Source organism: Candidatus Competibacteraceae bacterium, assembly GCA_016699715.1.
GTDB lineage: Bacteria > Pseudomonadota > Gammaproteobacteria > Competibacterales > Competibacteraceae > Competibacter.
This window is the reverse complement of record CP065007.1, coordinates 2,077,679-2,091,920: the sequence shown is the minus strand read 5'-3', so window position 1 is coordinate 2,091,920 and position 14,242 is coordinate 2,077,679. Positions and strand designations below refer to the sequence as shown.

Here is a 14,242-nt window from a genome sequence, read left to right as displayed (position 1 = left end):
CACAAAAGCGGTGTCCCACGCTTGCAGATTGAGCGCTAAATCGCCACCACCCCAGCCCCCGCTTCCGTCTTCGCCATTCCCCGCTGTTCCCGAATGACCTCCGCCAGCACCGCCAGGCCGCGCTCCAGTTGCTCGGGCGTGGCGTGGCTGAAATTCAGCCGCATGAAGGCGCCGTGCATCGCGTTGGCGCTGGCAAAGAATGCCTCGCCCGGCATGAACGCCACCTTGCGCTCCAGTGCCCGCACCAGCAGGGCACGAGTGTCGCCACCAGCCTTTAGCCGCACCCAGAAGAACAGCCCACCGTTGGGCATCGTCCACTCGGCCAAGTCGCCGAGATGCCGGGTCAGCGCCGCCTGCATGGCATCGCGCCGTTCGCGGTAGAAGGCCCGCAACCGCTCCAGATGCGCCGGATAGTCGCGCGAGTTCAGAAACCGGGCGCACCACCATTGACCAATCCGGTTGGTGTGCAGATCGGTGGATTGTTTGAGTCGCACCAGATAAGCGTGGACGTCCTCGGAGGCCGCCACATAGCCGACCCGCAGGCCGGGGATGCCGGTCTTGGAGAAAGTGCCCATGTACATCCAGGTTTGGCCATCTTCCAGCCGGGCGCACAGCGGGCCGCGATCCACCGGCTCGTAGACCAGCTCCCGATACGGTTCATCCTCCAGCAGTGGCGTGCCGGTCTCGCGTAGCACCGCCGCGACCGCCGCGCGGGTGGCTTCGTCGTAACAGACTCCGGCCGGGTTCTGGAAGGTGGGAATCAGGTAGACGAATGCCGGCCGCTGGCGCTGGATCGCTTGCCGCAACTGATCCGGGTCGATGCCGTTGGCCGTCAGCGGCAGTTCCTCGAAACGGGCGCCGAACAGCCGGAACGATTGCAGCGCCGCCAGATAGCTCGGCGCTTCCACCGCCACCGGTGTGCCGGGATCGATGTAGAGTTTGGAAACCAGATCGATGCCCTGCTGCGAACCGGTGGTGATCAGAATCTGCTCCGGCCGGCAGCGCAAACCAAGATCCGCCAACTGCCCGGCGATGGCGGCGCGCAGTTCCGGTTCGCCGTCGGTGGTGCCGTACTGGCTCAGCTCGGGGGGTAGGTCGGTCAGTTGCAGCGGCGGCATGGCCTCGCGCGCCGGCAGGCCACCGGCAAAGGAGATGATGTCGGGTTTCTGAGTAAGGGCGAGCAGTTCCCGGATCAGGGAGCTGGTCAGACGATCGATGCGTTCGGAGAACATGAGCGGGATTCCTGGAGGATCAATGCCGGGTTGCCAGCCATTCGTTCTGACGCGGTACCTGCAAGTGCCAGCCGTGTTCCTGGAGGTTGTGCAGCACTTCCGCCGGGTCTTCCTGCCCCAGTTTGCGCTCCGGGTCGAGTTCCAGATCCATGACATGAACCGGTTCGCCGAGCAGTTCCAGCAGGGCGTCGGGAATGGTGGAGAAGTCGTCCTTGACGGCAAGGTACAGATAGGTGTCCTGTTTTTTGCGGCTTTTATAGATCGCGCACTGCATTGGAGCGTCTCCGGGAATAAGGGTTGAAGGCAACCGGCTATAATGCCGGCAGAATACAACAACAGAGCCGCGTTGCCGGGAGGATATCGCCATGTATCGGAGTGCCGTCGAACAACGCCGCCGCTCTGCAAGGGACTGACGCTCATGCGCATGCTGAGCCTGATCCTGTGGGTGCCCTTTTTCGGGGCGGTGCTGGTCGCCTTGCTGCCGGCGGCTCAGGAGAAATTTATCCGCGGGTTGGCGCTGTTCCATGCCGGCCTGGCGCTGGTTCTGTCGTGGAGCCTGCTGGCCCAGTTCGACCGGAGCACGGCGGCCCTTCAGTTCGTGGAACAGGTGGTCTGGAGTTCCACCATCGGGGTGTCCTACGCCCTGGGCGTCGATGGGCTGTCGCTGCCGATGGTGCTGTTGAGCACTTTGCTGGTCGCCGTGGCGCTGCTGGCCTCGGACCGGATCAAGACCGGTGTGAAGGGCTATTACTCCTGGATGCTGGTGCTGGAATTCGCCATGCTCGGCGTGTTCATGGCTCAGGACTGGACGCTGTTCTTCATGTTCTGGGAACTGACGCTGATCCCGCTGTTTTTCCTGATCGACCTGTGGGGCGGTGAGAAGCGGCACGCGGCCAGCCTCAATTTCGTGCTGTACACCATGGGCGGGGCGATCTTCATTCTGATCGGCATCATCGTGGTTTATCGGCTTACCCCGACCCAGTCGTTCGCGATGGCGGCCATCGCGGAAGCGGCGACGGCCTTGCCCCGCAAGGAGCAGATGTGGCTGCTGCTGGCGTTTCTGGTCGGGTTTGGGGTGAAAGTCCCCATCTTCCCGCTACACGGCTGGTTACCGCTCGCTCATGTGGAAGCGCCCAGTCCGGTTAGCATCCTGCTGTCCGGCGTCTTGCTCAAGATGGGTGCCTACGGCCTGCTGCGGGTCGCGCCGATGCTGCCGGAAGGGGCAATGGCGCTGCAACCGCTGCTGGCCGGTATCGCCTTGGCCAGCATCCTCTACGGTGGCCTGTTGGCGTGGCGGCAGACCGATCTGAAGGCGATGATCGCCTATTCCTCGGTCAGCCACATGGGCGTGGTGGTGCTCGGCATTTCGGCCCTGAACGAAACCGGCTTATTGGGGGCGGGCTTGCAGATGGTGGCTCACGGTCTGATCGTCGGCGCGCTGTTCCTGCTGATCGGCCTGCTGTACGAGCGCACCCACACCCGCCGGATCGCCGACTATGGCGCGCTGGTGCGGGTGACGCCCGGATTTACCCTGTTCATTACCCTGGCGTTGTTGGCGGGCATGGGCATGCCGGGCCTGATCGGCTTCGTGGCCGAACTGCACATCCTGATCGGTGGTTTCGAACGCTGGGGTTGGCTGATGCTGCTGGCCAGCCTCGGGGTGCTGGTGAGCGCGGCCTACGCGGTTCGAACCCTCGGCCAGTTGTTCGCCGGCCCGCCGCGCCCGGAATTGGCGGATCTTCAGGATTTGCGGCCAAACGAGTGGCTGGCGGTACTCCCGCTGGCGGCGGGACTGCTGATCCTGGGGCTACAGCCGGCCTCCGTCATCGCCCTCATGAACGTCACGGTCGCGCATCTGAGCGCGATCTTCATCCCGAATTGATAAAGGGGTAGGCCATGTCCGCGACCGTCGCGCCCGATCGGTCTTCACTCGGGCCACGCCAGATCGTCGAGCGGGCCATCGCCCATCTCGACCATGTGCTGCCCGGCCAGGCGCCGATCCTGAATTTCGTCCATCACAACACCCTGCATGGTTACCAGCACCTGCCGTTCGAACAGGCACTGGCGGCGGCCGAGCAGCTCACCGGGATTCGCGCCTATCTGCCCGAAGAGAATTTTCGCGCGCTGTACCGGGCCGGCCGGATTGGCGACGCGGACCTGGACGCGGCATGTGCCCAGCGGGGGGAACTTGAGGCCGAGGCCGTGCTGGTCCGTGTCGGTGGCCGGGACATCCGCCGGGGCGAGGTGCTGCGCGTCGCGCTGGTCCACGGGGTGGAAGCCCTGCCGCTGAGCCAACTGATCTGGCGGATCGAGGAATTCGACCTCACCCGGCGTTTTCAGTCCGATGTACCGGCGGCCGTGCGCCAGCGGCTGTTGGCGGCGGCCGAGCGCGAGAGCATCGTTGGGGAAGCCCGCGCGCTGGAAAGCCTGTGGCACGCCTGCCTGCAAGGCTTGCAATTGCCCGATTTCGACCTGCATCCGGAAGAACTGGAAGACTTGCAAATCAACCTGGCCAAGTCGCTGCTGGCGCGGTTCAGGGCCGATGGCGTGACCGAGGATCAGGGCCCCGTCGTTCACAAGCGGATGCAGGCCGATGCCCTGGCGCTGATCGAACGATCGTTCGCCGAAGTGGGCGAGGGCAGCACTTTCCGGGAGCTGCTGCGGGTGTTGACCGGCCAGGATCTACTCGATCAGGTCCGTCCGGTGCTGATCCGCCTGTGCGCCGCCCATTTGGACGAAGGAGTGGCGGCCTGGTCGCTGCCCGGTCGGAGCGAGGGGCTGTACACGGCCTGGCGTCGTCTGGCCGGAAGCGATCTGGCCTGGAGCTTCGCTGGTTTGAGCGGTTGGCGCGCGGCACTGGCCCGCTGGCCGGAACAGCCGGTGGACGCGATCGTCGCCGAGCTGCGGCGACTGGGCATCCCCGAGCCGCGCTGGGAGGGTTATTTGACCCGTCTCGCCCTGGAGTTGCCCGGCTGGTCGGGGATGATGAACTGGCGGCAGCAGCACGGCGATTACCCGGCCAATCGGGAAACGCCGGTCACGCTGGCGGATTATCTCGCGCTGCGCTTGTGCCTGGATGGCCTGTGGATCGAGCACCTATGTCGTGAATACTGGGGACTGGAAGGTTCGCTGCCGGCGCTGCGCGACTATTTCAGCGCCCGCCCGGCCGAGGCGCTGGTCCGGCAGGCCCTGTACGAAGGACGCCTGCCCGAATATCTGGCCAGCCGGACGAGGGGTTTGGTCGAAGGAGGAATGCTCCCCTCACCTCCGGCCTCTCTTTCACCAGGAGAAAGAGGGAAGGAGAGGGGAGATGGGGCCACGCGCGCGCCCTGGGATGCGCTCGCCGACATGATCTGGACCTGGCGGCACAGCCCGGTGGCGGCGCGGCCCGGCGCGCACACGGTTCACGGCAGCGCCTGGCGGTTGTTTCGGCTGGCCCAGCATCTCGGATTGTCCGGCGGCGAGTTGCGCGCGCTGAGCCTGACGGATCTGGACACCTTGCTGGCACCGCTGGACGAGTTACCGGCCGCCTTGCGCGGCGCGCTGTGGCAGTGCGCCTACGAGCACCACTATCGGGATACGCTGATCAACGCCCTGGCCAACAATCATGGCCGCTGGACCGCTCGCGCGCAACGGCCACAAGTCCAGATCGTGTTTTGCATCGATGACCGGGAGGAGGGTATCCGCCGCCATCTGGAAGAGCTGAACCCACGGATCGAGACTTTGGGCGCCGCCGGTTTTTTCGGGGTGGTGATGAATTGGCGCGGCCTGGATGACCGCGAGGTTACGCCGCTCTGTCCGGTGGTGGCCACGCCCGCCCACGAGGTGCGCGAAGTCGCGCGGTCGGACGTCCAAGCCCGCCATGCGCTGCACGACCGGCGGCGCGAGCAGCGCGGCCGGCTGCGCGCCCTCTACCACGAGATCCGGCGCAACCTGCTGTCCTCGGTTCCGCTGATCGCCGTGCTGGCGCCGGGCGCGCTGTTGACGCTGGCCGGCAAGCTGTTTGCCCCCAGCCGGCAGGCGGACCTCGTGGCGGCGGTCGATGCGCTTTGGGTGCCGGAGGTGCCCACGCAAGTCGCGGTCACTGCGGCGGACGACGGTACGCCGGCCACGCCGGAACGGCCGCGCCTCGGATTTACCGACGCCGAGCAGGCCGACCGGGTGGCCGCCCTGCTGCGCAATATCGGGGTGACCGTGCAATTCGCGCCACTGACGGTGCTGATGGGTCATGGTTCGATCAGCCAGAACAACCCGCATCTCGCCGCCTACGACTGCGGGGCGTGCAGCGGACGCCACGGCGGGCCGAACGCCCGCGCCTTTGCCGCCATGGCCAATCGCCCGGCAGTGCGGGCGCTGCTGGTCGAGCGCGGCATCGAGGTGCCGGCGGATACCTGGTTCATCGGCGCCGAGCACAACACCTGCGACGAATTGATCACTCTATACGATCTCAGTGAACTGCCGGCCGCGCTGGAACCGGCGCTGGCGGAACTGCGACGGGATCTGGACCGGGCCTGCGAACGGTCGGCCCACGAACGCTGCCGCCGCTTCGCTTCCGCGCCGCGCGACCCCACGCCGGCTCAGGCGCTGCGGCATGTGGTGGAGCGCTCCAGGGATTTCAGCCAGGCGCGGCCCGAGCTGGGGCACGCCACCAACGCCGCCGCCCTGGTCGGCCGCCGCTCGATGAGTCAGGGACTGTTTCTGGACCGGCGGGCGTTCCTGATTTCCTACGACCCGACCCAGGACCCGAGCGGGACCGTGCTGGAAGGCGTCCTGCTGGCGGTGGGTCCGGTGGGCGCGGGCATCAATCTGGAGTACTACTTTTCCACCGTCAACAACGAGCGGCTGGGTTGCGGGACCAAGACCCCGCACAACGTCACCGGGCTGTTCGCGGTGATGGAGGGGGCCAGTAGCGATCTGCGCACCGGCCTGCCCCGGCAAATGATCGAGATTCACGAGCCGCTGCGCTTGCAGATCGTGGTCGAGGCCCGCATCGAGGTGCTGACCGCCATTTACCAGCGTCAGCCCAGCCTGCGCGAACTGATCGGCGGCGCTTGGGTGCATGTGATCGCCAAGGACCCCGATAGCGGGGAATTTTCGATCTTCGATCCGGCGCGTGGATTCGTGCCTTGGAGCGGACCCCCGCGACCGTTGCCCGAACGCGCCCGCTCGGGCGATTGGTATCGCGGCCATACCGACCCGTTGCCGCCGGCGTTGATCGGTGAGGGTGAGAATAAAGCACTTGGCTGAGCATCATTCACGAACAGGTTCGAACGGAGGAGTCATCATGTCCGCAGAAGCCACCGCGACCCTCGAAATCCCCCAGGACGTGCTCGATGCCGCCCAAATGAACACGCACGATCTCCGGCGTGAACTGGCCTTGGCGCTCTATGCCCAGAACCGGCTCTCGCTGGGCAAGGCGCGCGAACTGGCCGGCCTGAGCTTGTGGGAGTTCCGGCAGTGGCTCGGTCTGCGGCGCATCGAGGCTCACTACGACGCCGACGACCTGCAAGACGATATCGAGACCTTGCGCGAGCTGGGCCACCTGTCGTGATGGTGACTATCAGCAACACCTCGCCGCTGACCAATCTCGCCGCCATCGGCCAGTTCGATGTACTACGGGCACTGTACGGCGGCTTGCTGATCGCCGAAGCGGTTTGGGCGGAGTTGCGCGCCGGTGGTCATGCTTGGCCAGGCTGCCATGAGGTCACCGGCGTGGACTGGATTGCGCGACGGAAAGTGACCAATCACCCCTTGGTCACGGCCTTGCGGGAACGGCTCGATCCGGGCGAAGCGGAAACCATCGCCTTGGCGGTGGAGTGCCAACCGTGTTGGGTACTGATGGACGAGCGGGAAGGTCGGCGCGTGGCCCGCCGCTTCGGACTGAAGACCGTGGGTGTGGTGGGCGTATTGATCGAAGCGAAAGCGCGTGGCCGGATCGCTGAGGTTGGGCCGTTGTTGGAGCGACTGCGCCAAGAGGCCGGCTTTTTCCTGAGCGACCGAGTGATTCACGAGGCTCGCGCCTTCTGCGGCGAGAGGTAGCCGGAGGGAAATCGCTTGACCCTCGGCACCCACGTCGCTTGCGCCTCCGTGCTCTGCCTGGGCGGCGCGACCTTGTTTGGCTACCGGCCGGACGGGATCGACTGGAACTGATCGCCACCGATAATCTGACCTTGCAGCCGGTCACGGGGAAATTCCCGGTGGTCGGGGTGTGGCAAAACGGGCTGATCGTGGAGCGGGATGGACACTGCGCGGGCTGCTGAGCCGCATCGATCAGACCCACCCTTACTTTCTGCTGGGGGAAATGGAGATTCCGGACAGGCGGGGATCGGCGTTAGCCGGACGCCTGGATAGCGTGAATCGTTACGACCCGGCGACCTACCGGGGTGGGATTCTCTCGCTGCACTACGCCCGCGCCCAGGAGTTGGGGCCGTGGCTGGATCGGGTGGCGATCCGGGGTGAGGTGGTGGTGCAGTTTTGGCTCAAGCCCGGCGAGGCGGCGGTGACGCTGGGGAATGATAAGGAGGAGGAACGGATACCGAGGCAGTTGAGGGGGTTTTTATGAATATAAAACCATAGGGTGTGGACGAGCCGGACAGACCTCAACGGTCGTATCGCAAACGCATGAACCAGTTACAGAGAGAGCTGCTCTGCTAGGGTGCGCGCGCATTGCTCGGTCCTCGTGAATGCAATCGTTTCAGGATATCCATCTAAACCGACCACCATTATCGGACCTAGTGAGCGTTCATACATGCAGACTATCGTGGACGTGGCGAGTTGCTGAGAGACTACACTTTCATGGTAGGAGTGCCGCTCGATTTGATAAGTATCACCGCATCCAACTGTGCGAAAGTTTCGGATTATGGGTTGAGCCCGTCGGTAGTGTTCTAAATTTGGATATTGTATTATTAATCACTGAATTTCATGAATCAATAGTGACGATTGACGTGATTCCATCACAGCACGTTGGGAGAAAAAGATTATGGTTTTAGTGCCGGTTTGCTGTCCACATTGTGGTCGAGATCATGTGGTCAAGCGCGGCCAAACCGCGAACGAAAAGCAGCGTTATCTGTGCCGAAATCCAGATTGTTCTGCTCAAACTTTCATTTTGGATTATGACGATCTCGGTCGGGTACCGACTATTAAAAAACAGATTGTCGAGATGGCGTTAAACGGTAGCGGCATTCGGGATACAGCGCGGGTCCTCCACATCAGTCCGAGCACGGTGATCAGCGAATTAAAAAAAAGAACCCAGTCTTGAATCGGTCAATCACGCCGTCCTGGAACGGCTGAATAAAAAGCATATTCTTGTTGATATTCAACAGATTGAAATTGCAGAACTGGACGAAATGTGGAGTGATGTTCGCAACAAGGAAAACCAACGCTGGTTATGGCATGCCATCGACCATGCCACCGGCGAAGTGCTCGCCTATGTCCTCGGTGACCGAAAAGACCCCTCGTTCCTGGCCTTAAAAGCCCTCCTGGAGCCGTTTGGCATCACGCAATTTTACACGGATGATTGGGGTGCCTACGAACGTCACCTCCCCGCTGATCAACGGGTGATCGCTAAAAGCGGTACCCAGAAGATCGAACGGAAACATTTAACCCTACGGACTCGTATTAAGCGATTGGCTCGAAAAACGATCTGTTTTTCCAAACTAAATAAAATGCATGATATCGTCATCGGCCTCTTCGTTAATCGGTACGAATTTGGTATGTTAGTGTGATATCCAAAGTTAGAACACTACCAGTGATTCTTTGTTACTGCACACCAACAAGTGATTATGCGGTTCCGTATAACTCCTCGACGGTTAATTTATAGGCAACAAGCTAACTAAAGAAGCACATCGGGCGAACCCTCTGCTCACAACATCCCCACCACCTGCTCCATTCGCTCTTGCCCGACGTGGGAATAAATCTGGGTGATGCTGACCATCGAGTTCCCAGGGTTTTTGGAGCAATGGCGCGCGTTTGTAACCACTGCTGTTCTGATCGCCTTACCATTCAGCTGGACCCGCATCAGGGCCGCTAAGTATATACTTCAATTCTGAAGCTCGTTTTTCCACAAGAGCTGCTCTGTAATCCTCAATGATAAAATTACCGGTAGACCCTGTTTTTCTATTGACTTCCGTTATAAATGCAAGACTGGCATCACGATATTTAAGCCATGCTTTTTGAGCTTCTTCAAGTTTTTTCTTTCCGTCGCTTGAAAGCGATTTCATCGCTTCATTATATACCGTGTTTAATTCTTGATCTGCTGCTTTATAACGTGCCGAAAGGCAATCCATTATAAAAACAGAGTCTTCTGATCGACTACTGCACTCTTCGGCAATCACTGAATTTGAAATAGCGAACAGACCCGCAAATAGAGCGGCCATAAATTTGATTTGCATAACTATCCCCTGCGCGATAAAAAGTTGTCGTTTTGTTGAATGATGCATATCGTCCGCTGCTTCCTGCTGGTGCTTTGACGTTCGCCGAACGTCTCAACCTTCACGCCGGCCTTAATACCCTGCTTTTCTCACCGCGCCTTGCGCCTCTCTGCCTGTTTCGCACGTTGCATAATATCCGAGCTACCGAGGGCCGTCGCTTTTTACGGTTCCGGCTCGTTGCCGCGCGCGCGGGTCTCGGTCATCCGGGGGCGGTTGTCGCCGAAAATATTGATCGGGATTCCAGTCCGCGGAACCTTGGCGGCCCTGTGTAACCATGCTTTCGTTTCGGCACGTTGCCGGCGCTGATCGGCGCTGTGAAATCCCGACGAGGGCTCGAATCGGGCTCCAGTCCTCCTCCTGAATCCCGGCGTGCAGGCCGCTCCCCGAGAATATCGCGTACCGCATGCGGAAAGGCGTCGTGCTCCGCCGTTGCGGAAAGTGCTTCAGCGCGCGTTCCAGCACCACCCGCAAAGTGGTGTGATGTTGCGTGGCATGGCGCTTGATCTCTTCGAGCAGGCTGTCGTTCAATTCCACGGTGGTTTTCATGCCATACACTCATATTGTTCTATATTGGTCGCTGGGTACGCTAGCACAGCCGATGGAAGCCGAATGATGACGCAGAGGTGTTGACCATGCTTGAGTGGATTGTCGCCCTGATCCCGACCTTGCCGCTGGCTGCCGCGTCGTGGATTGGCGTGGCTATTTTATTTGGGCACGCCAACGGCGAAGCGCACGAGCGGCGCACCAGCCAAATCGCGCTGGTGGCCTGCGGCGCGTCGTTCGCGGCGGTGCTGGCGCTGGCGGTCGCCCGGTTCGCCGGATCGTTGCCCGAACAGGTGGTGCTTGGTCGCTGGCTGGCCAGCGGCGAGTTTCGGGTGAACCTGAACTTCGTCATCGACGATTTGAGTCTCGCGCTGCTGGTATTGGCGTCGCTGGCCTGCCTGCTGGTCGCTCGCTTTTCGGTGAACTACCTGCACCGGGAACCCGGTTTCCATCGCTTCTTCCTGGTTCTGAGTCTGTTCGCGGCGGCGATGACGCTGCTGGTGACCGGCGGCAACGCGGTGTTGACCTTCGTCGGTTGGGAAGTCGCCGGGCTGTGTTCCTATCTACTCATCGCGTTTTTCCAGGATCGACCAGTCGCGGCCGACAACGCCACCCGCGTCTTCGTCACCAACCGGGTTGGCGATGCCGGCTTTCTGCTGGGGATCGCGCTGTCGTTCCATTGGCTGGGCAGCGCCGATTGGGAGGTGGTGACCGCCGGTGCGGCAAGTCTAAGTTCAACGCAAGCTGGGCTGTTGGCCGGCTGCTTCCTGCTGGCGGCGGTCGCCAAGTCGGCGCAGGTGCCGCTGGCGCCGTGGCTGGCGCGGGCGATGGAGGGACCGACACCGTCCAGCGCCTTGTTCTACGGCGCGGTCATGGTTCATGCCGGCGTGTATCTGGTGCTGCGTTTGCAGCCCTTGTTCGAGCCATCGCCGGTTGTGATGGCGGTGATGGCGGCGGTCGGGTTGGCGACGGCGTTGTATGGATTTCTGGGCGGGTTGGCGCAAACCGATATCAAGAGCGCCCTGATCTTCTCCACCTCGGGACAGGTCGGGCTGATGTTTCTGGCCTGCGGGCTCGGCTTCTGGCGGCTGGCGCTGGCGCATCTGTGTTGTCACGCGGTTTTTCGCGCCTATCAATTCCTCAGCGCACCCGCGATTTTGTACCAATTGCAAGGGGAGCGCGCCCGGCCCGTGCCCGCCTTTCTCGCTCGCCGGCGTCGGCTCTATGTGGCGGCGCTACAGCGGTTCTGGTTGGAGGATCTTGCGAACTGGAGCGTGGTCCGGCCCGTGCGCCGCCTGGCGGTTTATTTGAGCGCGTTCGATACCGCCGTGGTGGATCGGGCGACCGGGTTGCCGGCGCCGGCGGTGAACGCCCTGTCGTCGCTGGCGCAGTGGGAGGAGCGGCAACTCGGTACCGGCCGGGTACTCGAACGCGCGCCCGACGCCATGGATCGGGGGCAGGGGATCGTGGGGCATGTGACCGAATGGATGGCGGCGGCGTTTCACCGAGTCGAGGAACAACTGGTCTTCAAGGCCGTCGGGCAGGGGATCGTGACGACCAGTCACCGCATGGGCTATGGACTGAGCCGGGTGGAGCGCTGGCTGGGTCGATCCTGGGCCTGGATCGCGGTGATGGCGGTGATCCTGGCGGTGCTGGCCGGGATCGGCGAGATGATGCACGGCGGGGAGGAACCGGGAACCGGGCCGGCTGCTTTTCCGCTGTTGAGCGCGCTACTCGGCGTTCCCCTGCTCGGCATGATCGCGGCTTGGCGCGCCCGGCAGGCGCGGACCGCGTTTGCGCTGGGTCTGAGCGTCGCGGTGGTGGAGCTGATTTTGGCGGTGCAATTGCTGGCCGGTTTCCAAGCGCATGCGCCGGGGATGCAGTTCGTCGAGCGTTTCGAGGTGTTGCCGTGGCTGGGTATTCACCTTGGCGTCGATGGCCTCAGTGTGTTGTTCCTGCCGCTGACGGCGCTGTTGACGCTGTTCGTCATCCTCTACGCCCAGCCACACCGGCAGGAGCGGCCCGGCGCGTTCGTCGGCAGTGTGCTGGCGCTGGAAGCGGCGCTGATGGGGATGTTCACTGCCTTGAATCTGCTGCAATTCTGGCTGTTCGCGCTGGCCGAGACAATTCCGGCCACCGTGCTGATCGCTTGCTACGGGACCAGTCCGGGGCGCAACCGGGCGGCCTGGCAGTTCGCGCGCTCGATGCTGGGCGGTTTGGCGATGCTGCTGGCCGGGATCGTGTTGCTGGCTTGGAATCATGCTGGCGCGGCCGATGGCGTTTGGTCCGTCGATTTGCCCGCCTTGCTGGCAACGCCGGTGCCGGAAGGGCGGCAGTCGCTGATCTTCATCCTGCTGTTCGCGGGGTTGGCGGTGCGGCTGGCGCTGTTCCCCCTGCACGCCTGGCTGCCCATCGTGGCCAAACATGGCACGGTCGCGGTCGGCATGGTGTTTCTGGTGGGGGTGAAGGTTGGGATTTATGCGCTGTTGCGCTTTGTCTTGCCGCTGCTGCCCGCCGCCGCCCGGCAGTGGGACACGGCCATCGTGGCGCTGGGCCTGGCCGGGATGGTGTACGGCGCGCTGCTGGCCTTCATCCGCACCGACTTGCGTCGCCTGCTGGCGTTCGCGGTGATCAGCCACACCGGCGCGCTGGTGGCCGGACTGTTCTCGCTGACCGCCTCCGGGTTCAAAGGTGGTCTCCTGCTCAGCCTGAATCTGGGCTTGGCGGCGGCGGGGCTGTTCATCATCGCGGGTTTGCTGTACCGCCGTTTGGGTACCACCCGGTTTCACCGTCTGGGCGGCTTGTTCGACGCCGCGCCCTTGCTTGGGTTGACCTTTTTGGTGGTGGTGCTGGGCAGCATCGCCATGCCGGGTACGCCCGGTTTCGAGGCCGCTCATTTGGCCCTGGAAGGGGTGTTCGAGTCCTATGGCTGGGGCGTGGCCATCATCGCCGCTTCCGGCAATGTGCTGGCGGCCGGTTATCTGTTGTGGGCCTATCAGCGGATTTTCCTGGCTCGTAATCCGAAGGGCGTGACACTGCCCCTGGTCGATCTGCGGTCGCGGGAATTGATCGTGGCGGGTCTGTTGTGCGCGGTGCTCATCGGCGTCGGGCTGTACGCCGATCCGTGGATTGAGACCATCAGCGAGGCGGTGGAGCAGGTGGCGCGGGTGTTCGAGGCGGGTGGCGGGCATTGACTTGGTTTTTTCGCTTTTGCGGGAGAGGGACTGCCAGCAGATGTGGTGTTGGGCTTGTCGCCGTTGCCGTCACCCGACTAGACTAGCCGATGACTAACCCGGAGAACACCATGCAAACCGTCAACATTCACGAGGCCAAAACTCACCTTTCCCGGCTTCTGGAAGCCGTCGAGCGTGGTGAGGAGGTCGTCATCGCCCGTGCCGGTCAGCCGATTGCCATACTCACCGTCTACAAACCACCGCGCCGCCGGATCGCACCGCCGGGTAGCATGGAGGGGCAGGGGTGGATGGCCGATGATTTCAATGATCCGATAGACGACGACTTCGATGTATTCAAAGACGAAGAAACGTCGAAAGGCAACAAGCCGTAGCGGAACAGCCAGACATGCGGTTGTTGCTCGACACGCAAATCATCTATTGGTGGATGTTTGAATCTGCTCGTGTCCCGACTCAGGCGCGGACACTCATCGAGCAAAGCGCTGAAAGCGTTCTGATCAGCCGGGCTTCGCAATGGGAGATGGCGATCAAGATCAGCAAAGGCAAGCTAAAGATCGATTTGCAGGCATTGAACTGTCAGATTATCGCGGACGGTTTTTCATGGCTACCCATCGAAGACGAGCATGTGCTGCAAGTGACCACGCTACCCGTATTCGATGACCATAAGGACCCCTTTGATCGCTTGTTGGTGGCACAATCCCTGAGCGAGCCGCTTATCCTGCTGACAACGGATGTGAAGCTCGCGCGCTATGGTAGTACCGTTCGGGTGGTGTAACGTTGAGGATGTGTCGAAGGAGAAAATATCACTTACCCATTAGCAATTTTGCCAGAAATATTTTAATTTTTA

Annotated in this window: 13 protein-coding genes and 1 pseudogene; 10 read left to right on the top strand and 4 right to left on the bottom strand. The window is 62.2% G+C overall.

Annotated elements, in window-relative coordinates:
• Positions 1 to 35: 35 nt before the first annotated feature.
• Both IPM89_09330 and IPM89_09325 read right to left on the bottom strand, forming a co-directional pair.
• Entirely contained in the window at positions 36 to 1,232 is a 1,197-nt protein-coding gene (locus IPM89_09330) for a PLP-dependent aminotransferase family protein (GenBank protein ID QQS53127.1), read from the bottom strand.
• A gap of 19 nt (positions 1,233 to 1,251) precedes the next feature.
• Entirely contained in the window at positions 1,252 to 1,506 is a 255-nt protein-coding gene (locus tag IPM89_09325) for a YcgL domain-containing protein (protein QQS53126.1), read from the bottom strand.
• Positions 1,507 to 1,650: 144 nt separating this feature from the next.
• On the opposite strand from IPM89_09325, the gene IPM89_09320 reads away from it, so the two are divergent.
• The 7 genes and pseudogenes from IPM89_09320 to IPM89_09290 all read left to right on the top strand — a co-directional run bounded on the left by IPM89_09320 (position 1,651) and on the right by IPM89_09290 (position 8,956).
• Positions 1,651 to 3,114, top strand: a complete 1,464-nt coding sequence (locus tag IPM89_09320; protein QQS53125.1) for an NADH-quinone oxidoreductase subunit M — start codon at positions 1,651 to 1,653, stop codon at positions 3,112 to 3,114.
• Between the two features lie 14 nt (positions 3,115 to 3,128).
• The gene (locus tag IPM89_09315) at positions 3,129 to 6,479 is read left to right on the top strand and encodes a DUF2309 domain-containing protein (protein QQS53124.1); all 3,351 of its coding nucleotides are present in this window, start codon (positions 3,129 to 3,131) and stop codon (positions 6,477 to 6,479) included.
• Positions 6,480 to 6,516: 37 nt separating this feature from the next.
• Positions 6,517 to 6,783, top strand: coding sequence for a UPF0175 family protein (locus IPM89_09310; protein ID QQS53123.1), 267 nt, complete (start codon positions 6,517 to 6,519; stop codon positions 6,781 to 6,783).
• Positions 6,780 to 7,271 carry a DUF3368 domain-containing protein gene (locus tag IPM89_09305; protein ID QQS53122.1) on the top strand — a complete coding sequence of 164 codons (492 nt, stop codon included), beginning with the start codon at positions 6,780 to 6,782 and terminating at the stop codon, positions 7,269 to 7,271. The genes IPM89_09310 and IPM89_09305 overlap by 4 nt, the downstream gene beginning before the upstream one ends.
• A gap of 38 nt (positions 7,272 to 7,309) precedes the next feature.
• A complete protein-coding gene (locus IPM89_09300; GenBank protein QQS53121.1) occupies positions 7,310 to 7,492 on the top strand; it encodes a hypothetical protein in 183 nt (60 codons plus the stop codon).
• A complete protein-coding gene (locus IPM89_09295; GenBank protein ID QQS53120.1) occupies positions 7,441 to 7,794 on the top strand; it encodes a hypothetical protein in 354 nt (117 codons plus the stop codon). Before IPM89_09300 ends, IPM89_09295 begins: the two co-directional genes overlap by 52 nt.
• A gap of 417 nt (positions 7,795 to 8,211) precedes the next feature.
• Positions 8,212 to 8,956: pseudogene (locus IPM89_09290) on the top strand (IS1 family transposase).
• Positions 8,957 to 9,226: 270 nt separating this feature from the next.
• Here IPM89_09290 and IPM89_09285 read toward each other — a convergent pair.
• Positions 9,227 to 9,670, bottom strand: a complete 444-nt coding sequence (locus tag IPM89_09285; GenBank protein ID QQS53119.1) for a DUF1311 domain-containing protein — start codon at positions 9,668 to 9,670, stop codon at positions 9,227 to 9,229.
• Positions 9,671 to 9,802: 132 nt separating this feature from the next.
• On the bottom strand, positions 9,803 to 10,207 hold the full coding sequence (locus IPM89_09280; GenBank protein QQS53118.1) for a hypothetical protein: 405 nt from the start codon (positions 10,205 to 10,207) through the stop codon (positions 9,803 to 9,805).
• An 86-nt stretch (positions 10,208 to 10,293) separates the two neighbouring features.
• Between IPM89_09280 and IPM89_09275 the strand changes: the two genes are divergently transcribed.
• The 3 genes from IPM89_09275 (at position 10,294) to IPM89_09265 (ending at position 14,170) form a co-directional block, all read left to right on the top strand.
• Positions 10,294 to 13,398 (top strand): NADH-quinone oxidoreductase subunit M, encoded by a 3,105-nt coding sequence (locus IPM89_09275; protein ID QQS53117.1) that lies wholly within the window; start codon positions 10,294 to 10,296, stop codon positions 13,396 to 13,398.
• Between the two features lie 110 nt (positions 13,399 to 13,508).
• Positions 13,509 to 13,769, top strand: coding sequence for a type II toxin-antitoxin system prevent-host-death family antitoxin (locus IPM89_09270; protein ID QQS53116.1), 261 nt, complete (start codon positions 13,509 to 13,511; stop codon positions 13,767 to 13,769).
• A 14-nt stretch (positions 13,770 to 13,783) separates the two neighbouring features.
• The gene (locus IPM89_09265; GenBank protein ID QQS53115.1) at positions 13,784 to 14,170 is read left to right on the top strand and encodes a type II toxin-antitoxin system VapC family toxin; all 387 of its coding nucleotides are present in this window, start codon (positions 13,784 to 13,786) and stop codon (positions 14,168 to 14,170) included.
• The last annotated feature ends 72 nt before the right edge of the window (positions 14,171 to 14,242 follow it).